Raw genomic sequence first — 25,601 nt, forward strand, 5'->3', positions numbered from 1 at the left:
TAAAAATAGATATATTCAAAAGGAATTATCCGTTGGTCTTTTCGGATTGTTCGATTGGGATGATCTTCCAGACCTTTTCATTAGTTGATATCTTAAGTTCAGAGCCTAAATCAAGAAAGTGTTATCTGTGAAATTGAATATAGTCCTTTTTCTGTTTTGCAGATCATAACTTGATCCTCTAAGGCAAATATATACATACAAATGTATTTTGTGAGGCAATTATTGGTTTTCTGAATATATACATATCTGTATATCTATATATAGATATGTACAGATATAGGAATATTTCGATGTCTTTTTTCAAGTGATAAAAGCATCATTCTGGTTTTGAAAAATGGGCTTGATTTAATCTCAGGCCATGAATTTTAGCACCTTTTTTTCCTCGCGGGAAAGTGGTGGGTTTGAGGAATGTTGAAGAAATATCTTTGCTTTTTTCAGCATGTAAAATTGAAAGAGCGTGTTGAGGAACCTTTTGCGTGTTCCTTGCAAGTTGTGTATTTGTGACACAAATTCTGCCGAATTTTTTTCACAAACACGCACTTGCCATTCCGATGTTTCTTTGCTGAATCATTCAAAATGGAGGGATTTAACCTCGCAACTCGGTAAAATTTAAATTGACTGAACCATGAGAAAATTCATTGAACAGGATCGAGAAAAAGTCATTACTATTTTAGTGAATTCTTTTGAAGGCAATAAATCGGTTGATTTTGTGGTTGGTAATTCGGCCACTTCCAGGAGAATTTTGATGGAGTACAGTTTGGCAAACTGTCTGGAAAACGGAGAGGTGTATATCTCCGAAAGTGGAAAATCATGCGTCTTGATCAAGTATTCTAACCGAAAGCGAAAGTCTTTTAATCTATGGATTTGGGACTTAAAACTGGCTCTCCAGGGAATTGGAATTTCAAAAATTTCGAAGGTGCTCAAAAGGGAATCAAGCATCGAAAGGGTCCAACCAAATGAGCCATTTCTTTACGTTTGGTTTATCGGTGTAGAGCCAGAGAACCAAGGTAAAGGAGAAGGATCTATGCTTCTCAAATCTGTACTCGAGTTGGCGAAGAAAAAGAACCTACCTGTCTGCCTGGAAACTTCCACCGAGCGAAATTTCAGATGGTATGAGAATTTCGGATTCTCAGTTTATGCATCTTCCGATGAATTTGGTTTTCCATTTTACTTCTACAAAAAGGATTTGCTATGACAGTGTTTGGAACTGACATGCATCTGGCGACATTTATTTTTGTCGTGTGCGAGGTGCTATTTTTTGTTTCTCAGTTGGTTTTATATCTCCAAAATCCTGCTGAAAAGAATCGACAATACTATTTGATCCTTTTGGGATTGTTGATCATCTACAATATTGCAGGTGGCTTGTTCCCAGATCCAGAGCTCCCTATTTCATTGAATCTTCAGATCAACTTGGCTTATGGAACCGGGTTTGTAATGGGAGCATATTTTCCATACTATTTTTATCGGGTTTTCGAACTGGATGATTTGAGGTGGAATGCGCGAATTGGGGTCTGGATATTCTTAATAGCTCCATTCCTGCTTTTCTTTTGTATTGGGCTTCCATTACTGGGTGATCTTCCCGCAACCATTTGGTATGGATTGGCGATCCCTTTGGTTTATGCGATTTATCTGATCGTGATCATTTTTCTGAGTATTAGAAAGAAATTTGAGGGGTCTCAAAATTCACTGGAAGCAATTTTGACTTATTCTGCGGCGGTGCCTTGGGTATTGCTGCCAGTTTTTAGCTATGTCGATGCTTCCCAATTTGTGGAAGTAATTTGCACAAATGGTGGCTTTATCATCATTACTTTTTTGTTTATCCGAAAGATGATCTTCGAAAACAGAAAGGTATTTGCAAAAATCAATGATACCGACCAGAGGCCACCGATTGATCCCAGTACTTTTTTCGGCCAACGATGTGCTGAATTGGGCTTTACCAAGCGAGAGTGCGAAGTGGTTGAGAAAGTAGCCCAAGGACTTACTAGCAAAGAAATCGCAGAAGTACTTTTTATTTCAGAAAGAACAGTCAACAAACACCTTCAGACGATTTTTAAAAAGGCGGACAGCAAAAACCGAGTTGAGCTGATCAACGCCCTAAACTCCTATTCATAAAACAGATTTTAAGGGACGAACCCATTGATTAAGCATATCTGCGTATAGGCGATTTTCTATACGCAGATATGCCTATTTATCGCATTTACGCAGTTCTAGGTATTTTTTTTCGCCTAGAGAATCCAATTCTTTACCCCCATCAACATGTAGCCATGAAGGAGAAAAGAGAAAATCTCTCTTGGGTATCTGTCAGGTTAAAGCCGGATGTTTTTACCCGATTGAAGGAGGAAAGTAGGTCCCTTGGTGTGTCTTTGAGTCACTTGATCAGAATGAAGCTTAGCTCTGAAACGATCAAGATCATTGACACCAAGGGAATCCTAAATGCAATTGATAAGGTGGTTGCCGAACAGGCTAGGGTTAACAATAATATCAACCAGTTGGCCAAGCATGCCAATACGTATCGAGACAAAATTTCCCCGGAGATTTTTCTGAATCACACCAAACAGATGGCCAAGCATCTTGAGCATAGGGACTTCATGAACAAGTTTTTGAAACAGATTTATCAGGCAATCAAATGAGAGTTAAAATCCTTTCCAGCGCAAGTTCATTTAATGGGGTGACCTACAACACGAACAAAACCCAAAATGAAAAGGGAGAGCTGACTAGGCTCCGGAATTTTGGGTATTTGCAGGACACCAAGGATGTGGGGCCGAATGAGGTGAAAAATTACCTGATAACTCATTCGAACAGAAATGCACTCGTCAAGGACAAGCAGTTTCATGCCATGATCAGCTGCAAGGGCAGGGAGTATTCCAAAGAAGAGCTGACAGAAATCGCCCATGAATGGATAGATAAAATGGGCTATGGGAATAACCCTTTCCTGATCGTTTTTCACAAGGATACGGCAAATAACCACGTTCATATTGTGTCATCGAGAATTGATCGGGATGGCAAAAAGATCAGTGATTCATTTGAGAAGCTAAGGGCACAAGAAGCAATCAATGAGATCATGAGACTCAATCCCAAGCATGAAGCAGTGAAAGCTGCGGATAGCTTGATGGAGTTTCGCTTCAGTACCAAAGCCCAAGGATTCTTAATCCTCGAAAACTTGGGATTCAAGGTGAGGGAAAAAGGTGAGCAGATAGAATTGATCAAATATGGTTCAGTTCAAGGTCAGATTCCTGTTTCAGAATTCAACCAAAAGATCCAATCCTATCAATTGGATAAGGATCGAGCAAAACAGCTGAAAGCGATTTTGGATAGATATTCCAAGGTCTACCAAACTAAGCTCACTTGTCTATTTGAACCTAAACCCGGCGGTAAAAAAGGAAACCAAACCGGGTATCGATCGGATCTAGGTGATTTTATACGGGATAAATTTGGGGTTCAGCTCGTATTCCATGGCAAAGATGGAAAAAGGCCTTATGGTTATTCCCTGATTGACCATGCCAATAAGATCATTTTTAAAGGCATTGAAGTATTCCCAATCCAGCGATTTTTTGAACAGGAAGGTGAACGTAAATCCTATCAATCCCAGAAACCGAACAAGGATAAGCCGATCGATTTGATCGAGGCAAAAGTAAGGCTCCAATCTGCTCTCAATGATTTCTCGACAGTTCGGCAAGGCTTGGAACACCACGCTTTGAAGTTGGAGAATAGAGATGGGAATTCTTACCTGAAAACAGCCCAAGGAGATATCGCTGCCAGTGACATTCTTTCTGCCGAGCAGCAGCTGGCATTAAGTCAATACTTCCAAGATAGCGAAGCCCATAGAGCCATACAGAGTCAAGAGATTTTTGACCTGGTTCTTGTACTCCAAATCGCCAATGACATCGATGATGAAGCTGTGCACGGTAGGAAAAGAAGCAAAAAGCGCAAGGGAGACAATGAAATCACTAGATAAAAAGATAGCCATGATCATTCTATTCGCAAACCAAAAAGGTGGAGTGGGAAAAAGTACGCTCGCGGTGCTGTTTTCAAATTTTGCCGTCCAGAAAAGGAAAAGAAAGGTGAAAGTCTTTGATATGGACTTTCAACAGTCACTTTACAACAAGTATCTCAATTCGGACCTCTTAGAAAATGAGAAGTTGTATGAAGTTGAGCTATCGAATATTCCAGGATTCAAGTCTATCCAGAAAAGAGCTGCTCAAGATCCTAAAATTCTCACCGTGATTGATCTTGCTGGGAGAATGGATGACGACAACCTGGTGCCGGTACTCAAGGAGTCTGAATTGATCATCTGCCCTTTTTGCTACGATGAATACAGCGTCACCAGCACGTTTGAATTTTGCTACGTGGTCAAAAAGGTGAATCCTGAAAGCCGGATTATCCTAATCCCCAACAGAGTCAAAACATCAGTCAAATACGAAACCTTGGAGAGCGTCAATCAGGCACTTGGCCAGTTTGGTGAATTGACCTCCCCGGTATCGGATCGGATAGACTTCCAAAGACTCACTACCTCCTACACTCCGGAATCGCTTGTGCCTATCCTGGATCCCATTTTCAACAAATTATTTGATGACCATATAGAAGCAGATTAGCCATGGCAAACGGGGACTACATAAGCAAACTTGTCCAAGGAGTAAGGTCAGAATTGGTATTGCCTGAACCTGAGGTAAAGCCTTTGGTAAAGTCTAAAAGTAATGAGACTGACAAGATCGGAAGCCAAGGAATCCATGAGCTGATAGAGGCCATCAAGAATTTTGAAGTAAACGGAGATTCCAAAAGGCTGATTCGGATGGACGCTCGAACGGAGGAAGTACTGAAGCTAATCAGTCCCACTTTTGGAGTGGACGTGACCTCCTTCGTGAATTTCCTGTGCTGGGACTTTCTGGAAAATAATCCAGAACTGGTCAATGAAATCAAACAATCCATACAAAAACTATAGCCATGAGCTGGACAGACTTCTTTCTATACCTATCCCTTTTCTATGTGGTGTACTATGCGGTAAATGTCGTCTTCGATGTTTTGCGCAAACCACAACTTTCAGAAGTGTCGGCAGGGAATGCCTACACATTCCAGACGGACCTCAATGAGTTTGATGAAAGTCCAACGGTGATTGAGGATAATGACCCGGTGCCTGATCCTGTGAAGCCCAAGACAGAATCTGCTTCCCAGACGGAAGTATGGGTCAACAGCGAGGAGGATTCAGAAGATATCGAATTTGAAATCAATGATCCCAGCCCAGTCAAATCTACAGGAGGGGTGACTACGCTCAATTCCCTCTTTGTACTCGCCAAGGAAGGCAGTATTGAAATGAAAAAGAAAGTCGTGTTCTCATGAAGCTCCTTCATCGGCTATTCCTATGTGCTCTCCTTTCCCTCTTATTCTTTTTGTCGGGATCGGAGACTTATGGCCAATCCCCTCCGGGAGTTTCAAAATTTCAGGAGGTCGAGACCGATATGAAAAGTTTCTATGTCGCTATTTCCAGACTCTCATTTGTCGTGGGCGCAGTCTCAGGATTGCTTGGCGGTCTTCGGGTTTACAACAACTGGCAAATGGGAAGACATCAGATCGATGTTCAGGTCATCAGTTGGTTCGGAGCCTGCCTATTCTTGGCCACTATTGGCTTTTTTCTCAGCGGACTGTATGCTGTCCCACTGATTTGACACCCCAAAAAAAGCAAAATCAACAGTCAATATTTTCTCAATAAACTATGAAAACCATGTTCAACAGAACCAAAAAAATGATCTCAAGCGCATTGTTTGTGATGCTTGCAACTACAGCCGCCAGAGCCCAAGGTGTTCAGGGAATTGTCGCAGCAGAATCGTCTCTACTCGCCTATGTGGATCCCGTAGCCAGTCTCTGTCTTGTTATTGGGGCGGTAGTAGGGCTGATAGGAGGCGTAAGAGTTTACATCAAATGGAATTCCGGTGATCAAGACATCAATAAAGAATTGATGGGATGGGGCGGCTCCTGCCTGTTTTTGGTCTTGGTCAGTGTGATCATCAAAGCGTTTTTCGGTGTCTGATGGCTAAGCAATTTCCGATATATAAGGGGCTTCAGAAGCCTCTTATATATCGGGGCTTTCAGGGAAAATACATCGGATGGGGAGTCGCTTCTTTAGTTATCGCGGTCGTCTCAGGAGGATTAATCGGAAGCTTAACCAGTATGGTTTTAGGTGGGGTGATTACCCTATCAGTCATGACTACCGGACTTTTCATCACCTCTCAGCAACAGAAAAAAGGCCTGCATAGCAAAACAAGGTATAAAGGGGTATTTCAGATCGCTACATCCTTAAAATCAAAGTAATCATGTTTGGGAAAAAAAGGAATGAATTTAAGCTTCCCTATCTGGGGATTGAAGATCAGATCCATGGTTTTCATTGTCTATTCAATCTGAAGGGTGACTATGGTGTCATCCTTGGATTGGACAATCCTGTCCTGCAATATTCAGCGGATTCTTCCAAGTACGATTCCTTTCATCAGCTATACACCAACCTGATCAAAATACTTGGTGAAGGGCATCTGATCCAAAAGCAGGACATTTTTTCCAGAAAGACCTACAGCGAAAAATCCTCAAAAGAATACCTACAGCAAAAGTATGATGACCATTTCCAGGGGCGGCCCTATACTTCAATGAAGACATTTTTGGTGATTACCAAACGGGTAAAAGGCAGATACAGTCAAAAGTCAGTAATGGACTTTATTCAGACACTGGGAAAGGTGACCGACCTTTTTGAACGTGCAGGAATCAAGACAGAGGCACTCTCAAGAATTGAGACTGACCGATATGTGAAACGGATTCTCAGCATGAACTTCCACGAGGAAAAGATTGTGCTGGACAACCTGCTTGCTGAAGAAAGCCAAGTGGAAAGCGGAGAAAGAGCTTTTCGGTCGATCACTTTGGTAGATACCGACAAAGTAGAACTACCGGAAAAGGTGACCACCCATTTGGAGCGTAACGATAAGGATAGCCTCAAAGGGTTTCCTGTTGATAATATGGCCTTCCTTTTCGATGTCCCTAATTTCCAAACCATAGTTTATAACCAGGTCATTGAAATTATTGAGCAGAGATCAACGCTTACCAAGCTTGAATTGAAGCGAAAGCGGCATTCCGGGATACCCGATCCAGCCAATAATATCTGTGTGGAAGATATCGACAGGCTATTGGAAGACGTGGCCAGACATAACCAGCTTTTGGTCAATTGCCACTTCAATGTGGTTGTTTCTGCCAAGAAGGAGCACATCCAAGGAGCTTGTAATTATGTGGAATCCTCCCTTTTCCAACAGGGCATTGTGGCCAATAAAAATTCCTATAACCAACTGGAGCTTTTCAGGACACTGCTTCCCTGCAATACCGCTGAGTTGAAAGTTTACGATTACTTCCTGACCACATCGGATGCTGCATTATGTTTTTTCTTGAAGGAGTCACTGAACAAGGATGAGATAAGTGGATTCCAAATCCGATTTACGGATCGACAGGGAATCCCTTTGAAGATTGATCCCGCTGATTTGCCGATGCAAACCAATCGGATCAACAATCGAAACAAGTTTGTACTGGGGCCTTCCGGTTCGGGGAAATCATTCTTTATGAATGCCCTGATCGAGCAGTATTGCATGTGGAATAAGCGGCCCAATCCTAAGTGGCTGATGGATGTAGTCATTGTCGATACCGGCCACTCGTATTCCGGACTTTGCCAATACTACCAAGGGAAATACATCACTTACACCGAGGAAAAGCCAATAACCACCAACCCTTTTTCCATTACTGAAGAAGAGTACAACATCGAGAAGAAAGACTATCTCCTGACCCTGATTTCCCTCTTGTGGAAGACAGCGGAAGGAACAGTCTCTCAGGTTGAAGCCGATGTTATTTCCAATACGATCTCGGCCTACTATTCCTCTTTTTTCTCCAAGGAAAGCACTATCGATCGGCTTTGCTTCAACAGCTTTTATGAATTCGCCCTGGAGAAAATCCCAGAAATCAAAGAGCGTGAAAGCATTGGATTTGAACTTGAAGAATTCCGCTTTGTACTCAAGAAGTTTTACAAGGGAGGTGAGTTTGAAAACCTACTCAATGAGGAAGTTGACCAGTCCTTGTTTACCGAATCTTTTGTGGTTTTTGAAATTGACAGCATCAAAGAGCACAAGGTGCTTTTCCCGATTGTGACACTCATTATCATGGATGTTTTCATCCAGAAAATGAGGTTCCGAACCAAATACCGGAAGGCACTCATCATCGAAGAAGCTTGGAAGGCCATAGCCTCCCCGCTCATGGCAGGCTACATTCTATACCTCTATAAAACAGTCCGAAAATTCTGGGGGGAAGCCATAGTGGTAACCCAAGAGCTGGGAGATATCATCGGAAATGCGGTAGTCAAAGACAGTATTATCAATAATTCGGATACGATCTGTCTTTTGGATCAGACAAAATTCAAAGACAATTATTCTCAAATCGCCTCCCTGCTTTCCATCAATGAAAATGAAAGGAAAAAGATCTTCACGATCAATCAGCTGGATAATCATGAGGGCAGGGGAAGATTCAAGGAAGTATATATCCGAAGAGGATCTGCCGGTGAGGTGTATGGGGTGGAAGTGTCCTTGTACCAATACCTGACCTATACCACGGAAAAGCCAGAAAAATCAGCCATCGAAATCTATATCCAAGCCTTTAGAGGGTACCAAATGGGACTGGACGCTTTTGTCGAGGATTTTAAGGCTTCTGAGCTTTCACTCCATGAGTTTTTTGGAGAGGTCAACAAGCAAGGGGCCCCGGTAAGAGAAACACTAACTGCCACTTTTTAACCATTACAAAGATGAAAAGCTTGAACATACTGGTATTTCTGATCCTCTCGGGATCTGCCTTAGGGCAAACTATCTATGTGGATCCAGCGGTAGCAGGAGCAACGGCGGCACATTCTGCGGTCATCAATTCTCAGCTGAATGCCACTAATGAACGATTGACTTTGATTGAACGGGGACAGCTGGCGATTACCGGAAACCTGACCATTGTCAATACGATGCAGGACAAAATCTACAAAGGACTTTCTGAGGTCAGTTCGATTTTGACCAACCTTTCCAATGTGCAGGAAATCGCTCGAATAGCCACCGGGATTTCAAGTGACCTTAGCCAGGTGATGGACTTAGCCGGAGAGAATCCCGCTTTACTCCTGTTTGCCGAACGGAATGCTACCCTATTTCAGCAAAGGGCAACTTCTTTGGCCTTGGAGGTCAGTTCATTTGTGTTGAAGGGAGGAGAAAACAATCTCATGGATGCAGGTGAGCGGTCAAAACTGATCAATCAGATTTTGACTGAGATGGTCATCCTGCGATCCTACTCTTATGGCATGTATCGAGCCATGTATTTTGCTCAGATGAAAGGATTTGTGAGGGCTCTAAATCCTTTTCAAGGGTACATCAACGTAGATATCCAGCTTGCGCAGGATATAGCCAGAAAAGCCAAAACCCTCCAACCATGAAATCTTTTTGGCTTTTACCCTTCGTTTTTTTGGCAACCCTTGGGATGAGTTTTGCTCAAACCAATGTGGCCCTTCTCCACCAGCTAGTCGAGGAATCCAAGTCTGAATATAACCTTCAAAAAGAGGCAAAAGGAAATCAGGGAAGGAACTCGGTCAACGAGGAGGTCAATACCAATTTGGTCAAGTCTGTAAAGGAGAAATACCGAGCCGTCCAGGACCGATTTGCCAAACTCTCCATTGTCATCGATGCTTTTGGAATTGGTGCTGCGGCTGAGCCCTTGGTCAATTCCATTATTGATAACCAGCAGCAAATCGTTTTCTACTGTAGCCAAAATCCGGAATTAGTACTTTTTGCGGTAGAGTCGGAACGGGTTTTCGTCGAAAGATCCTATTCACTTTTGAATTATCTCTTTGGCCTTTCGGCAAGTATCGGAGTGGTCAACCAGATGAAAGTTTCGGAAAGAAGAATCCTTTTCCAACATATTCTGGACGAGCTGAGGGAGATCAACGGACTTTCCTACACCGTTTCCAAATCACTTCAGCACTATCTCGAAAGGAAGAGAGGAATCAATCCTTACCTACAGTATGTAGCAACGGAAATGGCCTTGGTAGAAGAAATCATTCAAAACGCCAAAACCCTAATCCGATGAAAAATCTCCTTTTTCTTTTCATGTGTTTCGTGGCTGTTGAATCTTATCCCCAGACCGTGGTATTTGACAAAGAGCATTTTTCGATAGTCAATGCCAACGCTGCTGTACGAAATGTCAGTGAAATAGGGTATCACCAAACTTTGGATATCATCAGGCAAAACACTGATGATATCATTCTCAATTCATCCAGCCTGGCACTGGTTCAAACCATGATTGTCAACTCTCTGACCCAGATCAATGAGGGCCTCAAAGATGCAATTCAGGTAAGGATGATCGCTGAGACGGTCTTGGATATCAGTTCCATTTCCGCAGAGGCATTCCAGTTGGCGGGCGATAATCCCATCCTTTTTCTTTTTGTGGAAGAATACACGGCTCAGGCGAAAAAACGAAGTCTCAATCTGGCCATGGAACTTTCTTCCCTGATTCTCAAAGAAGGCGATAATCTCTTGATGAATTACAATGTCCGGGATGAGCTTCTCGATTCGGTTCAGAAGGAATTACAGGTAATTCTTGCCTTGGTACTGGCAGCAAAGAACAGCATCTATTGGGCCAAGACCAATGGGATAATCCGATCTCTCAATCCCTTCCAAGCTTATATCAATCGTGATTTGGGATTGATCAATGAAATCATCATCAAACAGAAAATCCTTACCCGATGAAGCATACTCTTTCGTTTTTGATCCTTTTTTCTGTTTGTATTCACAGCTACGGACAGACTCCCTTCCATGATAGAGCGATTGTCGCTCAGCAGGAACGCATGGTCTTTAAGCAATGGGATGAAGATAAATTCTATCCCGAACCCAAAAGATTCCTCGGAATCCCAACGAATCCGATTTGGTATATCACCTGGGGCTTGCATCCCACTTACCCTGATCTCGACAAAAGGCCTTTGTCTTCAAGGGGAGAACAAACTCAAAGACTGGGATTGGCAGCGGCCATGCAGATTTCATCCAACTACTATAAGCAGCACTCAGATACGGTCAAAAACTTGGCAGCAGCGGAGATGGCCCGCATTTCAGGTGCTTTTTCATCAACAGATCCGCTTTACCAATTCTACTATAAGCGAGAGCTGAATCCTTTGGAAAATCCTGAAGCTTCAGCTTTTCAGGGCGTTTCGCCAGAAGTAATACAGTACATGATTGATCATGGGGCATACCAATGGTATTTAAACAACATGGCGTCGCTTTCAGAACGATATGAGTTTGCCAAGAGCCTGGATATGGAAAGGGGGCAACGGATTCTGATGTATCACAGAATCATGCTTGAAATGAGAGATGTCCTTAAAAAGTGGCAATACAAGCTGGATATGTCTTCCAATATGCTTGCCTTCCGAAAGCTCAATCAGCGAAAAATCAGCGGGGAAATTATCCTTTCAGATCCAAATAGCGAAGAGGAAAGAGCCAAGAAGATTGCTAACCAAACCCAAGTCCTAAAATGAAAAAGCTGATCACAGGACTTTCAATTTTCCTTGGGGTATCCATCTCCGGATTTGCACAATCGGCTAACCATGACCAGTACAAGGAGACCATAAGCTATTTGCAGGGAAACAGCATTTACGACCGGGGAGTGATGACCTTCTTTGAAGAAATGAGGGATTATGGCTTTGCTCACTCAGATCCTTTCATGAGAGATGCTCAGACCTTGGCCTGTATTTTCATGCTGATTTTTTTCAGTCTGAAGTGCTACGAAATGATGGCTGGGGACAAAAAGCTTGAAATCATGCCCCTCCTGAGACCATTTGCTTTGGTGATTCTTCTGATGTGGTGGCCAATTTTCTGTCAGATCATCGCTTTTCCCACCGATTTGATCGCAGCCAAAACGGAAGCGCTTTTCGGGACCCAAAACGATATCAATAATGGGTTGCGGCTTGACCGCGCCGCCTACATGATCGAGATGGCCGATCAGCTAGTGGAATATCAGGCAGTGACGGAGATGGCATCGGAACAGGCGCAGGAATCCGATAAGGATTTGGGGACGGTGATTGTGGATGGGGTGAAAGGATTTTTCTCCGATCAGATTCTAGCTCCTATTGTCCAAATGCGAATCAGGATGCAAACCAGCCTTCAGCTTCTCGCTACCCAAATCATCGAATTGGTGGCCATATGGATTCTGAGAGTGTGTGTCTATATCATTTTCATGTTGCAGATCATCTACTCGACAGTCTTGGTGATACTCGGACCTTTTTCAGTGGTAGTGAGTATTCTTCCAGCTTTTCGGGATGCGTTCACGACTTGGATAGCCAGGTTCGTTTCGGTTAACCTCTATGTAGGAATAGCCTATTTGATTCTCTACATCACAGGAAGACTTCAGCAATACGCCTTGGAGGTCGAAATTGACAAGTACGAGTACTTGCTTTCAACCGGTGGGGGAGCGGATCGACTTGAAAAAATGGCTTGGCTGGCATCCAATGGTTTTTTGAGTTTCGGGCTGGTGATTGTAGCATTCTTTGTCAGCGCCATTGCCATTACTACTGTGCCCTCGATTTCCACTTGGATCATTTCCACTTCAGGAATCTCCTCGGCAGCAACCACCGCCGGAAGGATGGGATCCTCTGCTTCAAAATCAATTTCCAGAGCTAAACTAATCTAACCATGATCATCCAAAATATTGAATCCAAAATCAGATTGGCAACGGTTCTATCCTTGGGAAGCCTGCTTACCTCAATCATTATCTGTGGATTTGTTTCGGTTTACGCTTATAAACAGGTAGCCAATGCTAGGCAGTCCATTTATATCCTGGATAATGATATTCCCATTTTGGCCAAGCAGGCCAATATGCAAATGAATAGGCCAGCTGAGTACAAAGCAGCCGTGGACTTATTCCATAGCCTTTTTTTCAACCTGACTCCCGATGATAAGCACATCGAATATCAGATGAGCAGGGCCATGTATTTCGTGGATGAGACAGGAGTCGGCCAATACAATAACCTGAAAGAAAAGGGCTACTTCAATTCCATTCTTTCTTCAAGTTCTGTGCTTTCCATCCAGACGGATTCCATTGTCCTGGATCAGAATAGATTCCGGTATTACGGTAAGCAAAAGATAGATCGAAGGAGTGCCACAATCACCCGATCGATCATCACTGAAGGTGAATTGATCGATATCCCGAGAAGTGAAAATAACAGCCACGGGGTATTGATCACGAATTGGAAAACCATTGAAAATAAAGATCTGAGCAATGTTTCGAAAAACACCTTCTAAGGATCGGGAAACTACCATTTTCCAAGAGCTGAAAAATGAGCTTTATCCTCACCTGGTTGGGGTAAATGGCCAGATGAAAGGCTTGATGGATCGTCATGCCAAAATCATTTTTTGTGGCATGCTCCTTCTCATCGTAGCGTCTTTCATCCTGACCTTTTTTGTGCTGAAGCCTGACTCGGAGAATCAGACTAACAATTTCAAAAAAGAGCTAAAGGCCATCCCGGGAGAGCTGTCAGGCGAATTTTCAGCATTGCAGGATTTGACCCTAAGGGCTGCGAAAATGGCAGAGTTAAAAGCTGAAATCGAACGGATTATCGCTCAGGATTCCATTTCAAAGACCGATTCCGCCTATCTGGAAAAAGCAATTGAGCAACTGCAATACTTTAACAACCACTCCCATGAAAATTGACTTCAAACAACCCAAATACATTCTGCCGATTATCATGCTCCCGTTTTTGTGTTTGCTGTTTTATGGGTATAAATCCTTCAGCAAAGACAGTCCGGATGAACCTGTTCATGGCCTCAGTGGAATCCAATCTGAGATCGGTAAAGTGTCGGAACAGATCCAGAAAAAACCGCTTGACTCCAAACTGGACGCATCAAGAGAAACCTATAAAAGGGCAAATGATGGATACACGGCAATCAAAGGCTTGGAACTCGAGGTGGAAGAATCCAGCCAAATCAAAACACTTTATAATGAGGAGGAAAAACGGCTGCTGGATTCCATAGACAACGCTTTAAAAGGTGCAGGCCTCTATTCGGGAAAACCCGATGTGACAAATGGTTTTCCATCTGTTATACCAACACCTTCCAGACAGCAAAGCTTTTCCAAGGAAGATGAAGAATTGCTGAATGCCATCAATCAGCTGGAAGGAAAAAAGACCCAAGTTCCCGCCAACAGATACGAAGATCCCATGGATCTTTTCAAAGCGCAGATGGCTGTGATAGACTCCATTTCCAAAGCGAATGATCCGGCTTATCAAGAGCTACAGCAAAAAGAAAAGGAGAGTAAACCCGTAGCAAATGTGACCGAAAACGCAGTTTATAGGGTTCAGAAGTCAGAGGGGACCGCTACTTTATTCAATACCGTCACCAGAGAAAAAGAGGGAAAGTTCATCGAGGCAATCATTGACCAGGATATCAAGAGCGGTACCCTTGGGGCAAGATTGAGAATCCGACTTTTGGATGATATACTGATCGGAAATGCCATTGTGGGCAAAGGGACTTATCTCTATGCATTGATTTCCGGATATGAAGCTCAGCGGGTGAAGCTGACCATTTCCTCGGTCATGATCAATGACCAAATTTTCCCGATTAAACTCTCCATCTATGACGTGGATGGCATGGAGGGTTTGTATGTCCCGGCCAGTGCCTTTCGGGAATTTTCCAAAGAACTCGGAGGAAATACTACCGGGGGAATGAATCTGACCATGCAGCAAAACTCAGATGCTTTGAGTCAACTGTACATGTCTGCTCTCCAACGAATGTTCACCTCAACTTCCCAGGCTGTTTCCAAATCCATCAAAAAGAACAAGGCCAATATCAAATATGGGACTTCTGTTTATTTGATCGATACCAATGAATTGCAGGAAAATGGAAAAATGATCCAAAACCAAAACTGACCTACCATGAGACAAAAGATTATAACCCTTATCCTTTGGGCGATATCCGTTTCGGCCTATGCACAGCAGAACGGTACGCTACTGAAAAGCCAACTTCCCAAAATCTATATCGACGAGGAAATCTCCCTTCACTTTCTTTCCCCCGAACCCATCCAATACGTGGATATCTCGACCGACAATATGATCGGGGATATTCCTTTGGAGAGTGTTTTTCGGGTAAAGGCAATCCGTGACAGTGTTTCCAACCTTAATGGATACAATAAGTCTTTGGGAGTGGTTACCATTGTCGGGCAGAAATTCATCGCGCAGTATGATTTATGGTATGCCCATGATGAGCGACAGCTGAAAACTCAAATCGAAATTCTTCCTATCCACACCAGTCCCTTGGAGGTTGGTAAAATCCCCATGAGCGACCAAGAACTTCGTTATTTTTCGATAGAGGCATTTAAAAGGAAAAAGAAGGACAAGATCACCAAAAGCAGCCAGTATGGGATTTCCGGTCAGGTGAACAGGATTTACACGGTAGACGATTACATCTTTTTGGACATCTCCTTTACCAACAAGACCAATCTCAAATTTGACCTGGACCAATTGAGATTTAAGATCGAGGACAAACGAATCGTCAAAGCAACTAACGTCCAATCCATTGAGATAGAGCCGGAATACCAGCTTTTCACCCCCAAGAGCTTTGAGAAGAAATACCGCAATATCTACGCGTTCAAAAAGTTCACCTTCCCCAATTCCAAGGTGTTCACCATCGAGCTTTCGGAATCCCAAATCAGTGGAAGAACGCTCTCTTTGGAGGTCAAGTACGCAGACCTTTTAGCGGCAGACACACTTTAAAAATGATTTTTCCCTTCAACTGAGCCTTTGCTATGAATGAGAAAAGAGAATTAAAAAGCCTTCACGCAACCTTTCAATTCATTGTTTACCTGATGGTGTTTATGGACATTCTGATGTTTGTCTATGCCCCACAGTTGTTGGCAATGGATGGGGTGGGAAGGTTTCTTTTTCCTCTTGTCGAAAAGCTGCAAAATCTAAAGATCTATAGTAATGTGCTTCTTGGCAAAGTAGCCATTTTGATAGCCATTTGCCTTTCCGCCATCGGGACAGTTTCTAGAAAGAACCTGAATTTAAACCCGAGAAATCAGATCATTTTCCCTTTGGCCATTGGCTTGATTCTGTTCTTTGGTTCGATCTATCTCTACACCCTGGAAGATTCCTTTTTGGTGATGAACTTCACTTCCATCCAAGACTTGGGGTACAGCCTGTCATTATTTATAGGTTCTGTTTTGATCCATACCTCCTTGGACAATGTGTCGAAACTGATCAAGTCGGGACTGGGAAAAGATGAATGGAATATCGAAGGGGAGTCCTTCATGCAAGACACCAAAAAAATCGAAAATCCCTATTCGGTCAACATTCCCATGAAGTTCTATTTCAAGGGGAAAGTCCGAAAGGGATGGATCAACTTGGTCAATCCATTCCGAGGGACTTTTGTGATCGGAACCCCGGGTTCCGGGAAGTCATTTGGGGTGATCAACCCTTTTATCAGACAGATGATTGGCAAGGGATTTACGATGTGTCTTTACGATTTTAAGTTTCCAGATTTGGCTCAGATTGCCTACTTCCACTATCTGAAAGCTCAGGACAAAAAGAAAAACCCCAAGTTCAAATTTCATGTAATCAATCTGGATGAGGTAGAATATTCCAGGAGGATCAATCCGATCAACAGAAGGTATTTGAAGACGGTCGCCAATGCTTCTGAAACCGCTGAAGCTATTTTCCAATCCCTTCAAAAATCCGATTCCACAGGAGGAGCAGATAAGTTTTTCGAGCAATCCGCAATCAACTTTCTTTCTGCCTGTATCTTTTTTGTGTCTCGATATGAAGAGGGTAAATATTCCACCTTCGCCCATGTGCTGGATTTTCTCAACAGGGACTACGAGGATATTTTTAACTGTCTGACCAAATATCCCGAACTCAGATCCATGGTATCTCCCTTCCGAAGTGCCTTTGAAAAGAAGGTTTACAAACAGCTTGAAGGGCAGGTCGGCACTCTGAAGATTTTCCTTTCCAGACTGAATACCAAAGAAACAGCTTGGGTCTTCAGCGGGGATGATTTCGACCTCAAAATCTCGGATCCCAATTCTCCTTCCATTCTGGTTCTTGCCAATAGTACTGAAACGCAGAGCATCACAGGCACCTGCTATTCGGTGATCATCAACCGGCTGACTCGATTGATTAATACCAAAGGGAATTTGCCAACCGCTTTAATAGCGGACGAAGCGCCTACTTTTTACATCCATAAAATCGAAAACCTGATTTCTACTGCCCGGAGCAATAAAGTAGCGGTTTTGCTCGGCCTGCAGGAACTGCCCCAGTTAAACCAGCTTCAGGGAAAAGATACAGCATCGACTATGACCTCGGTGATCGGAAATGTCCTTTGTGGTTCCGTTCGCCATAAGGACACGCTGTCTTGGTTGGAGATGATGTTTGGAAAGCGAAAGCAATTGGGGCAGAGTGTTTCGATTGATCGGGACAAAACCTCGATTTCATATAGTGAGCGATATGATCCACTGATTCCTGCTGGAAAAATAGCCTCCATGCACACCGGGGAAATTGCAGGAATTATTGCAACGGAAGGGACTCATTTTGACGGGAAATACAAAACATCCAATGTTCATTGTAGAGTCAATTTGGATATGAGAGAGATCAAGCAGGAGGAAAACTCCTATCGAAGCACTCCGAAATTCTATGATTTCCAAGGCAGGAAAGAGGAGATCCTGACCAAGCACTTTGAAAAAATCCACCGACAGGTTACTGAGATTATTGAAAAGCACCGGGAAATGGCAGTGATAGATTAAATCATGCAAAGGAACCTATCGATCATACTTCTTCTTTTTGCTCACCAGGCATTTCCTCAATTCAATTCCATTGAATTTCGAAAGGAAATGACTTCAGTGAACGTGATCAAGTCCGCTGAATTCAAGCAAGAAGCGAAAGGGTCTGAAATTCCTCCTTTGTCCCAACAGGAACTAGCCGTGGAACATGGGGAGGAGCTATTGTTGGCATCCCTTCCCTTGGAGGATTTTTTTCTGACTTCAGAGTTTGGCTACCGATCCGATCCATTTTCCGGAGAAACGAAATTTCATCGGGGAATCGATCTTAAAACCAAGCGTTCCAATGTTCTTTCCATGCTGCATGGAACTGTAGTCTCGGTGGGCAACGATCCGCTTTTGGGAATTTTTGTCAAAGTCCAACACGGCAAGTATGAGTCGATTTACGGTCACCTTTCACAGTCCTTTGTGACAAAGGGAGAGCATGTCTTACCAGGTTCAATATTGGGTATTTCGGGAAGTACGGGAAAAGCTACTGGGGATCATCTGCACCTGAGCATCAAAAAGCGAAATGAATATGTAAATCCAGTCTTATTCATTCAATTGATTTCAAGACTATCGACTAAAGAAGAGGCAATCACTTATTTATCAAAACCATAAAGCAAACATCATGCAAAGCCAAAATGGATTACCGATGAAGGATCTGGAGATTTTTGGAGTCATCAAGAACGGAAAATTTACCATTCCTCAAAAAGATGTCAACGCCCTGAAGAATGGCGGAATGACCGATATCGTGGAATTGACCGACCTGAAAGGGAAGGATATTTTCATCGAAAAATTACCGGCTAGACTTTCCATAGTAAGGGGAGAAGATGGGAATCCTGCCTTGCGGATAGATCCGGTTTATAGGGAACCGAACCGACATCCCAATTTGAATGACCTTGAGCGTAATCAGCTGGTCCAGAAAGAATTGGCCAACATCAAGAAAAGCTATGTGGACAAAGAAGGTAACATTCAGACCGAAATCATCGAGTACGATCAGCAAACCAAACAATTTCTCTCCTACAATCCTCGAGACATCAAAGCCCCTCAATCGGTCAATGGGCAAGCGCTTGATCCACAGCAAAAGAAGAAATACAAGGAAGGGGAAACGGTGCTGTTGGCAGATGGAACAGCGTTTCAACTTTCGCCATCTGCTCCAAAAGGCCTTAGATCAAATAAGTCCGGGTTAGTAGTTTCGGTTTTGTTGGATGGAGGCTTGTCCTACCTGCTGATTACCGGGGTTCAGAAATTAGTCGGAAAGGAAAGTCAGGAGGATAAAGCGTATAGCGAAGGATACCTTCAAGCAATCAAGGAGGTTCAAAAACAAGTAGAGCGCCGAATCGCTAGAAACCCAAAAGACAGAGATGCAATCCGTGACTTGAACAACATCAAAGAAGAATATTCCAAAATTTCGGCAGATTCCTCACTTCCAAAAGCCGTTAGGGATGAATTCGATATCAATGCCATCAAACGGCTAAACAGCATCGATACGGAAGAGGGAAAGAACCCAAGAAAACGCTTCGAACAAGACAATGGCTTCGACAGAGACCTTTGATATTTTGAGTTACAAAGGAGTGGATAAGGCTATCCAAGGCCTGTTTTCAAAGTTTGCCCATCAGGATCAAACGGGCCAGATCGTTTTTGACTTCTTTGGTGGGCAAGGCGGGGAAGTGGATGCTGAAATCCTGAGCCTTTACCGGAATAAGCAGGCTTCCAGAGGGATTTCTGTCCTTAATCTTTCAGAAGATTCTCGGTCAATTTTTGTCTCCGATTCCTATGCTTCCCTGATCTGTTTTGCCAATCAGTTCAAAGCCAGAATTTCATTTGATGAGGCTGGCTTTTTGATCATTGGGGCTGAGTTTGACTTGAGCTTGATGACCCAAGCTTTCAAGAAGATTTCAAAAAACGCCAAGATCAATACGGTTTTCAGCACTTCGATTTTGGGAAGGGTAATGGATTGCAAGGTTCAGGATCTGGTTTATGATCGGAACTGCGGTTATTATTTGTCTGATGATTGTGTTCAGCTTAAAAACCAAAAGAGGAATAAAATCTCGAAGGAATCGATTTTCACTTTTTCACTTCGAACCTACTGCATCTCCCAAGCGATCATTCAAACCGTCCGAACATTTAAGCCTAAGCAAAAGGGAGTTGAGTCCTTTTATCAGCTAAACCAACTGCATTGGAAAGGTCTCAATTAATATGGTTTTGCTATATTTAAACTCTTGTCAATCAAAATTATGGAGAATAATAATCTTGAATTCCTTAAAAAGAACCTGAAATTCCTTGGCTTTGGCACTTCGTTAAATGCTGCACTTGAAGCTAAAGTTTCTGAGCGACAGGAGTTCTTTAAAATCGGAGTTTCTGCCGATTTTAATTCGAGGCAAAAGGATGGAAGCCAGGGAAGGGACAAGGTTAATTATGAGCTGAATTTCTCGAGATCTTCAAAGCCCTACCATTATTTTTTGGATAGCGTAAAAGTCACCCTCAACGATCAGATCCAGAATACATTTTCGTATGGAAAGGGAAATGACGTGACAGCAAAGGAAGCCTATAATTTGCTTAGAGGGGCATCTATCCATAAAAAAGCTATTCTAAATAGGCAAATGGATAATAAGCTATTGACTTCGGGTGAAGTTGGTCAGGTGAAGGAAGGCTCAGGAGAAAAGATTGAGTCCATCTGGATCAAACTGGATTTTGAAAAGCTGAATGAGCAGGGGAATTTCTCCTACAAAAAGTTCTATCCTGATTATGGCTTCAACCTGGAACCTGAACTGAGCAGATTTCCAATCAAGGAGCTGGTAAATGCTCAGGAAAGGGAGATGCTTATTTCCAGTTTAGGCCGGGGAAATACCCAAATGGCTACTTTGGAAACCGGACACTCCGTGATGATCGAAGTCGATCCGGAGAATAAGAAAATCCAGTTTTATGACATGGATTTCAAGAAATTGGACGTTTTACCTTCACTGTCTCAGGAATTGGGTAGGTGAGGGGCCAAGTTAAAAATCCCTTGGCTTACTCATCAATCATCTTTTGCTTTTGTCAATTCTTAATCTTTAAACTAAACCATTTTATGATATGAGAAATCTGAATTACCTGTTAGTACTCGCTGTAGTTGTTTTTTCTTATAGCTGTTCTTCTGAGCATGAGACTCCAAAACTTGTTGAAAAATCGGTAACCATCGAAGTTGAAATGGATGGTGATTACGCTGACTATCTGGTGACGTTTTCGGTTCACAGTATGCTGAGCGGCACATCTACTTTTGTCGCTCCGGTGCTAGATCAGCCGACTGAGCTCAATTGGACTCAAGTGATCGAACAAGGCAATACCTACACGCTTTCTTTTGAGCCTGAAGTCCCAACCATTTCAGCCACTTCCTCAGCCCCGATCCATAGCCTGGGCTTAGTTTTTAATGCCGTTCACTTGGGAGGAGAAACCGATGATTCTTTCCAGCCACTTTCAGCTACCGTGAATGTTTTGGCCGATGGGGAAGTCTATCGACAATTCGAATTTGAAGGTTTGCCTCCCGGAGAGGTTTCTGTTGCACTTACTGAGGAGATTACTCTCAATTGATTCTGGCTAATTCCGTCTTTTCATCTTGCCTTACCCTCGAAATATTTACATGCCCTATTCCGGTTTTATCCAATTGTATGCACAAAGGTCGAACGGCCTGTCGATTTCAAAAAATTGGGGCTTTCAGCAGAATTCCCTAAAAACAGGGTTTCCTACGGACTGCCTCCCAGTTTTTAAATTCTAATTTTTCCGCACTTTCCCGGCCATCCTAAATGACCTGCATAAATTTTAACTAAAACCAAAATACTATGGCATTCTCAAAAAAGTACATCGGTAAAGGAAAGCAAGTCGAAAATAGGAACATTGTGGAAGTGAGCCTGAATATGGCTGAGCTTCAAAACCACACCTTCAAATATGAAGGAGAAACCTTCGTCAAGTTCAATGTCGCCAAGCTAAAAGAACCTGATCAGTACGGAAAAACCCACACGGTTTACGTTTCCGTCAAAGAACCGGATTCGCATGAATCTTGAGAAAAGCCCGAAAGGGCTTTTGTTTTTACTGTAAACTGAGAGCTTCTAGTTTTCTCGTTCTTCCTTTTCCTCTTCCTCTTCATTATTTTCTTCATCATGTTCAATTCCTCCCCCTTTCCATTCTCCAGTGCCAACCCAAATTTCATAATGCATAAGCCATTCGCAAGCCCATGGAATTAGGGTTTTAACGTACAACATTGAAGGATTCCATTCATTGGTAATTGGAAAGTAAAGGCAAAGACGCTGTTCCGCTTGATTGTAAACATGCGGAAGTCTGTCTTTTCCTTCTGCTAACCTTAGGGGCTTAGGAGAAACTACATATACTTTTGCTCCATCTGTCTTTTTATAATGTAAAAGAAGAGTATAGGCAGCACTTAATGGAGTCGGTTTTACGGTATGTGTCCACGTAATTTCAGAATCGGATTTACGGCTGATTTTTGAATCAGGGAAAAATGACTTCAGCGCTGCTTCCTGTTGAAATAACGGAATAGGTTTATTGGTCCTTTTTCGCACCGAAATTTGTGTGTTGAGTGATTGATGTTTTCCCTACTGAGCCTATCATACCAGTGATCCCCGCCATTTTTAGTCCTCCCGCCTTCCTCAATTGCAATTGCTTTTCCCCGTAGTTAGCAAATGCTAGAGATACAGATTTTTCTCCAAATGGGGATTTCAAAGATTCCATAACTGAATGAAGACCTTTATCTTTTTGGTTAAGAGCGTTTCTAACATCTGCTTTGACTGCTTCCAACCATTTGTAAAAGTTAATTTGCTTCTTGGGAGCCTCTTTCCATTTATCGGCAAAATTTTCTTCTGCATTCACGGGATTACCTATCCATTTTATCATTTTGCCGGATTCTGGGTCAAATTTTTCTAGAATAAACAAATGCATGCGTTCTATGACATTCAATAACGCTTCTAAAATGGAAGTCTCCTTCTGATAAGCTCTTGCGGCCAAAGTCGTTATGATAATTGAAATTGGTTTGTCCTCATCACCATTGAACATTAGATCGCGATGTCTTTTAAGGATTTGTACTACTCGCTGTAAAGGCAATTTATCCTTTTGATATTGGGGAACTGGCTTAATCGATTCACCTAGAGTAATTCGTTTAGTTAAATCTAAAGAGGCCTGAACGGAGAACCACTTGCCGTAGCCAAAAGGGTTGCATTTGAGCCATAGCTTATGATTATTTTCAAAAAAGTAATCATCCCTATTTTTGTCGGTTATCCGAATGACCAGTTTATTCAAATCAGTCAAATCATTAGATGAAAATGCCATTTCCAAAATTGTTTGGTAACCTGAATCAACTATGGACGGTAAAATATCCATATGATAATTGGCAGAATCAGAATATTCCAACGTCCAACATCTTCGACCTTCTTTTTTCAGCATTTTTCGGTAAACCTCATTTTCTTTCAGTTGGTCACCTACCTTTTGTTTCAAATTGTACTGGGTCCATGATGGTTGCTTTCCTGTCAGTTTACAAACGAGATCGATGTCTAAGTCATCATTTTCATTTACTGGCTGAATCATGGTTCCCAGTAAAAAAGATCCTTGCGGAAGAATTTCCGGTTTATAAGGAGCTAGAACAGAGCCTTCCTTGGAAAGTTGGTTACCGACTGCCATGTAGCTTCGCACGGCGGTTTCATATTGGCCTTTGCTTATATCTAGTGTTTGTCCTAGCTCCTCTAGGATTTCACTGAATTGTTGTTTTTGTTCCTGTGTTAGCATATTTATTTGATTTTTAAAGTTTTAATAAAGCCGCCCTTCATCCTGTTTTGATCATAAATTATCATTGGGAGGTCTGCTTTTGGCATCCAAACCCTTCCTAGTTCAATAGCTGTGGAAGCAGGCATAGCCGGAAATACATGGATTATTGTATCTTCTCCATGATGTGCTTTTATTTGATTAAAAGCTTTTCGTGCTATTCGGCGAAAATCCTGCAAATGGAGGCGAGACTTTAGGTAATCATTATTAGGGTTACTATGGGTAATTGACCAAATGCTACATTCCTCACCAAGAGAATTTTTTATCCGATCATCAGTGATAGTTGCGCTCAATTCAAATTTGAGGGCAACAACTTTGTGGTCAGTTGTGGCAGGTACAATTTGATGCTCAACATCGTGCTCGTGATTTAGCCACTTCCAGGTGGTAGGTTCTCTATGTAGTTGATAAACCTCGGCATCATAAAGATCACTTAACAGCGATCCAAGCTTTATTAGCATTGGTTGTGGTGCTAGACCAAAAATTGAAAAGTGCTGGGTTTCGTGTTTCCCCTTCAAATACTCAACTTCTGATTTGAATCTCGCAATTAGGTTTTCTTCTTCAGCTAGCCAATAGCTTTCAGTATGATCTTCTAAAGCTGACTGCATTCCAATTTCCAAAGGCCGTGGCATCGAAGGGTAGTAATTTGGGAGAATAGCTTGAGTAGCAGAATGAAAATTTAAAGGAGAGGCATTTTGTCCTATTCTAGCACCAAATAGAAGAACATGGCTTCTCATGTCAGGTGCAATTCCTGTCAAAAGCTCAATTCGCTCTTCATGGGCTCTTTTCATGGCTATCAAGCGATCTGCTGTATATTCTTCCTCCCTTGATTTATCGTCAAACGTGCGGTGGCATTCATCGCATACCAGCATAAGATTCGAGAATTCCTTTTCTAGCAAAGGTGACATAACCTTATCATACCTTGCTCCACCTTCAGAAAAGGCATATATGTGGGCTATGTATGATTTGTTCATTTGATCCATTGTTGCTTTGTGCAACCATAGGGGGGTGTTGCAGTTATTGAATTGGCATCTGCCTCCAGAAGACCTCCATAAATTAGTTTTGACCTTTTGGGGGATGCTTGGACGATTTGCATTTTTTGTCATATTCTTACTTCTCTTTTCTGATTCCTTTGAAAGGTTTTGAGCTAGATGTTTTTACATCCATAAATTGCCCGGTTTCCGAATTTCTCTTTGTCCAAAGACCAGTCTTTGGATTTTGTACTTGTGATCGTTTTTTGACAGCTCCTATTCGAGCATTGTCACCTGTTGGTTTGTTTGTGGCCATCGTTTTTAGTAGTTTGAACGTGATAAAATTGTATGCTACTGGCGGAGAAAAAATTGCCATGGCATAGCAATTTTTTCTTTTTGATTAGCATTACATTTAAATAGCGCCTATTGGAACGATTTGAAATCAATTCAGACTATGAAAATGTTGACTGGGAAAAAGTTATTCCAGTGCTCATGGCTTATGCGTATGCCGTTATTGGAGTGAGTAATCAGAGGATGTTAAGGTCCAGGGAGGAACTTTCTTACGATTTTGCAATTGATGCAATTACGAAGTATTTAATTGAACCAGAGAAATTTGACCCGTCCAGAAATCCCGACCTCATTCGATATCTTAAATACAATATTCTGCGACAGTCGATTTTTAACGCTAAAAAGAAAGCTGCAAACGTTAACGAAATTGTCCAAGAAGAAAGGGAGGAAGAATATGATTTAGAAAATGTTGACGATTTCTTTGCAGAGGAAATTCAACTCGATGAAGCGATAGATGTCGCTGCGGTTGTGGCGAAAATTGAAGAAGAGATTTCTGAAGATGAAGACCTATATGGAATCTTCATAGGTCGATATTACGACGAATCAAAAAGAGGCGAAATCTGTAAAGAACTTAATATTTCTGAAGAAGAATATGATAATAGAATACGTAGACTGAGGAGATTATCTAAAAAAATTTTAGACTCGGTTATTTAA

32 protein-coding genes are annotated in these 25,601 nt (G+C 42.3%); 28 read left to right on the forward strand and 4 right to left on the reverse strand.

All coding sequences use genetic code 11. The features are described from left to right. Window positions 1–625 precede the first annotated feature (625 nt). The 27 genes from FHS59_RS16065 to FHS59_RS16195 all read left to right on the forward strand — a co-directional run bounded on the left by FHS59_RS16065 (window position 626) and on the right by FHS59_RS16195 (window position 21,866). A complete protein-coding gene (locus tag FHS59_RS16065; protein ID WP_103923802.1) occupies window positions 626–1,195 on the forward strand; it encodes a GNAT family N-acetyltransferase in 570 nt (189 codons plus the stop codon). Then, complete coding sequence (locus tag FHS59_RS23560; RefSeq protein WP_103923803.1) at window positions 1,192–2,112, forward strand: helix-turn-helix domain-containing protein; 921 nt, start codon at window positions 1,192–1,194, stop codon at window positions 2,110–2,112. Before FHS59_RS16065 ends, FHS59_RS23560 begins: the two co-directional genes overlap by 4 nt. 152 nt (window positions 2,113–2,264) lie before the next feature. Next, entirely contained in the window at window positions 2,265–2,630 is a 366-nt protein-coding gene (locus FHS59_RS16075) for a plasmid mobilization protein (protein ID WP_103923804.1), read from the forward strand. After that, window positions 2,627–3,955: a relaxase/mobilization nuclease domain-containing protein gene (locus FHS59_RS16080; RefSeq protein ID WP_103923805.1), complete on the forward strand. Its 1,329-nt coding sequence runs from the start codon at window positions 2,627–2,629 to the stop codon at window positions 3,953–3,955. The genes FHS59_RS16075 and FHS59_RS16080 overlap by 4 nt, the downstream gene beginning before the upstream one ends. Beyond that, window positions 3,939–4,592: a ParA family protein gene (locus FHS59_RS16085; protein ID WP_246388494.1), complete on the forward strand. Its 654-nt coding sequence runs from the start codon at window positions 3,939–3,941 to the stop codon at window positions 4,590–4,592. The genes FHS59_RS16080 and FHS59_RS16085 overlap by 17 nt, the downstream gene beginning before the upstream one ends. Before the next feature lie 2 nt (window positions 4,593–4,594). Further along, a complete protein-coding gene (locus tag FHS59_RS16090; protein ID WP_103923806.1) occupies window positions 4,595–4,939 on the forward strand; it encodes a hypothetical protein in 345 nt (114 codons plus the stop codon). 2 nt (window positions 4,940–4,941) lie between these two features. Further along, entirely contained in the window at window positions 4,942–5,334 is a 393-nt protein-coding gene (locus FHS59_RS16095) for a hypothetical protein (protein WP_103923807.1), read from the forward strand. Then, complete coding sequence (locus FHS59_RS16100) at window positions 5,331–5,660, forward strand: DUF4134 family protein (RefSeq protein ID WP_103923808.1); 330 nt, start codon at window positions 5,331–5,333, stop codon at window positions 5,658–5,660. Before FHS59_RS16095 ends, FHS59_RS16100 begins: the two co-directional genes overlap by 4 nt. A 56-nt stretch (window positions 5,661–5,716) precedes the next feature. Next, window positions 5,717–6,022 (forward strand): DUF4134 domain-containing protein, encoded by a 306-nt coding sequence (locus FHS59_RS16105; protein ID WP_103923809.1) that lies wholly within the window; start codon window positions 5,717–5,719, stop codon window positions 6,020–6,022. Then, the gene (locus tag FHS59_RS16110) at window positions 6,022–6,303 is read left to right on the forward strand and encodes a DUF4133 domain-containing protein (RefSeq protein ID WP_077353341.1); all 282 of its coding nucleotides are present in this window, start codon (window positions 6,022–6,024) and stop codon (window positions 6,301–6,303) included. The genes FHS59_RS16105 and FHS59_RS16110 overlap by 1 nt, the downstream gene beginning before the upstream one ends. A gap of 2 nt (window positions 6,304–6,305) precedes the next feature. Then, window positions 6,306–8,798 (forward strand): TraG family conjugative transposon ATPase, encoded by a 2,493-nt coding sequence (locus FHS59_RS16115; RefSeq protein ID WP_103923810.1) that lies wholly within the window; start codon window positions 6,306–6,308, stop codon window positions 8,796–8,798. An 11-nt stretch (window positions 8,799–8,809) separates the two neighbouring features. Continuing rightward, entirely contained in the window at window positions 8,810–9,472 is a 663-nt protein-coding gene (locus FHS59_RS16120) for a hypothetical protein (RefSeq protein WP_103923811.1), read from the forward strand. Continuing rightward, window positions 9,469–10,122 (forward strand): hypothetical protein, encoded by a 654-nt coding sequence (locus FHS59_RS16125; protein WP_103923812.1) that lies wholly within the window; start codon window positions 9,469–9,471, stop codon window positions 10,120–10,122. The genes FHS59_RS16120 and FHS59_RS16125 overlap by 4 nt, the downstream gene beginning before the upstream one ends. After that, a complete protein-coding gene (locus FHS59_RS16130) occupies window positions 10,119–10,781 on the forward strand; it encodes a hypothetical protein (protein ID WP_184496416.1) in 663 nt (220 codons plus the stop codon). Before FHS59_RS16125 ends, FHS59_RS16130 begins: the two co-directional genes overlap by 4 nt. After that, the gene (locus tag FHS59_RS16135; protein ID WP_184496417.1) at window positions 10,778–11,560 is read left to right on the forward strand and encodes a hypothetical protein; all 783 of its coding nucleotides are present in this window, start codon (window positions 10,778–10,780) and stop codon (window positions 11,558–11,560) included. The genes FHS59_RS16130 and FHS59_RS16135 overlap by 4 nt, the downstream gene beginning before the upstream one ends. After that, the gene (locus FHS59_RS16140) at window positions 11,557–12,711 is read left to right on the forward strand and encodes a plasmid transfer protein (RefSeq protein ID WP_184496418.1); all 1,155 of its coding nucleotides are present in this window, start codon (window positions 11,557–11,559) and stop codon (window positions 12,709–12,711) included. Before FHS59_RS16135 ends, FHS59_RS16140 begins: the two co-directional genes overlap by 4 nt. Window positions 12,712–12,713: 2 nt before the next feature. Beyond that, window positions 12,714–13,322: a conjugative transposon protein TraK gene (traK, locus tag FHS59_RS16145; RefSeq protein ID WP_144605577.1), complete on the forward strand. Its 609-nt coding sequence runs from the start codon at window positions 12,714–12,716 to the stop codon at window positions 13,320–13,322. Continuing rightward, complete coding sequence (locus tag FHS59_RS16150; protein WP_184496419.1) at window positions 13,300–13,731, forward strand: hypothetical protein; 432 nt, start codon at window positions 13,300–13,302, stop codon at window positions 13,729–13,731. The genes traK and FHS59_RS16150 overlap by 23 nt, the downstream gene beginning before the upstream one ends. Beyond that, a complete protein-coding gene (traM, locus tag FHS59_RS16155) occupies window positions 13,721–14,944 on the forward strand; it encodes a conjugative transposon protein TraM (RefSeq protein WP_184496420.1) in 1,224 nt (407 codons plus the stop codon). The genes FHS59_RS16150 and traM overlap by 11 nt, the downstream gene beginning before the upstream one ends. A gap of 6 nt (window positions 14,945–14,950) precedes the next feature. After that, on the forward strand, window positions 14,951–15,787 hold the full coding sequence (gene traN / locus FHS59_RS16160; RefSeq protein ID WP_184496421.1) for a conjugative transposon protein TraN: 837 nt from the start codon (window positions 14,951–14,953) through the stop codon (window positions 15,785–15,787). Window positions 15,788–15,819: 32 nt separating this feature from the next. Continuing rightward, a complete protein-coding gene (locus tag FHS59_RS16165; protein WP_184496422.1) occupies window positions 15,820–17,811 on the forward strand; it encodes a type IV secretory system conjugative DNA transfer family protein in 1,992 nt (663 codons plus the stop codon). Between the two features lie 3 nt (window positions 17,812–17,814). Beyond that, entirely contained in the window at window positions 17,815–18,444 is a 630-nt protein-coding gene (locus tag FHS59_RS16170; protein ID WP_184496423.1) for a M23 family metallopeptidase, read from the forward strand. 10 nt (window positions 18,445–18,454) lie between these two features. Next, window positions 18,455–19,381, forward strand: a complete 927-nt coding sequence (locus tag FHS59_RS16175) for a DUF4099 domain-containing protein (RefSeq protein WP_184496424.1) — start codon at window positions 18,455–18,457, stop codon at window positions 19,379–19,381. After that, window positions 19,359–20,024, forward strand: coding sequence for a hypothetical protein (locus tag FHS59_RS16180; protein WP_184496425.1), 666 nt, complete (start codon window positions 19,359–19,361; stop codon window positions 20,022–20,024). The genes FHS59_RS16175 and FHS59_RS16180 overlap by 23 nt, the downstream gene beginning before the upstream one ends. A 39-nt stretch (window positions 20,025–20,063) precedes the next feature. Further along, complete coding sequence (locus tag FHS59_RS16185) at window positions 20,064–20,813, forward strand: hypothetical protein (RefSeq protein WP_184496426.1); 750 nt, start codon at window positions 20,064–20,066, stop codon at window positions 20,811–20,813. Window positions 20,814–20,901: 88 nt separating this feature from the next. Then, window positions 20,902–21,396 (forward strand): hypothetical protein, encoded by a 495-nt coding sequence (locus FHS59_RS16190; protein ID WP_184496427.1) that lies wholly within the window; start codon window positions 20,902–20,904, stop codon window positions 21,394–21,396. A gap of 248 nt (window positions 21,397–21,644) precedes the next feature. Beyond that, window positions 21,645–21,866 carry a hypothetical protein gene (locus FHS59_RS16195; RefSeq protein ID WP_184496428.1) on the forward strand — a complete coding sequence of 74 codons (222 nt, stop codon included), beginning with the start codon at window positions 21,645–21,647 and terminating at the stop codon, window positions 21,864–21,866. Window positions 21,867–21,911: 45 nt separating this feature from the next. On the opposite strand, the gene FHS59_RS16200 is transcribed toward FHS59_RS16195, so the two are convergent. The 4 genes from FHS59_RS16200 to FHS59_RS16215 are packed head-to-tail and all read right to left on the reverse strand — an operon-like array spanning window position 21,912 to window position 24,975. After that, window positions 21,912–22,379, reverse strand: coding sequence for a hypothetical protein (locus FHS59_RS16200; protein WP_221444523.1), 468 nt, complete (start codon window positions 22,377–22,379; stop codon window positions 21,912–21,914). Continuing rightward, window positions 22,360–23,595 carry a nucleotidyltransferase domain-containing protein gene (locus FHS59_RS16205; protein ID WP_184496429.1) on the reverse strand — a complete coding sequence of 412 codons (1,236 nt, stop codon included), beginning with the start codon at window positions 23,593–23,595 and terminating at the stop codon, window positions 22,360–22,362. The genes FHS59_RS16200 and FHS59_RS16205 overlap by 20 nt, the downstream gene beginning before the upstream one ends. 2 nt (window positions 23,596–23,597) lie before the next feature. Continuing rightward, window positions 23,598–24,734 (reverse strand): SAVED domain-containing protein, encoded by a 1,137-nt coding sequence (locus FHS59_RS16210; protein ID WP_184496430.1) that lies wholly within the window; start codon window positions 24,732–24,734, stop codon window positions 23,598–23,600. 4 nt (window positions 24,735–24,738) lie between these two features. After that, window positions 24,739–24,975 carry a hypothetical protein gene (locus tag FHS59_RS16215; protein WP_184497609.1) on the reverse strand — a complete coding sequence of 79 codons (237 nt, stop codon included), beginning with the start codon at window positions 24,973–24,975 and terminating at the stop codon, window positions 24,739–24,741. Window positions 24,976–25,025: 50 nt separating this feature from the next. Between FHS59_RS16215 and FHS59_RS16220 the strand changes: the two genes are divergently transcribed. Continuing rightward, window positions 25,026–25,601 (forward strand): hypothetical protein, encoded by a 576-nt coding sequence (locus tag FHS59_RS16220; protein WP_184496431.1) that lies wholly within the window; start codon window positions 25,026–25,028, stop codon window positions 25,599–25,601.

It is taken from the genome of Algoriphagus iocasae, from assembly GCF_014206875.1.
GTDB lineage: Bacteria > Bacteroidota > Bacteroidia > Cytophagales > Cyclobacteriaceae > Algoriphagus > Algoriphagus iocasae.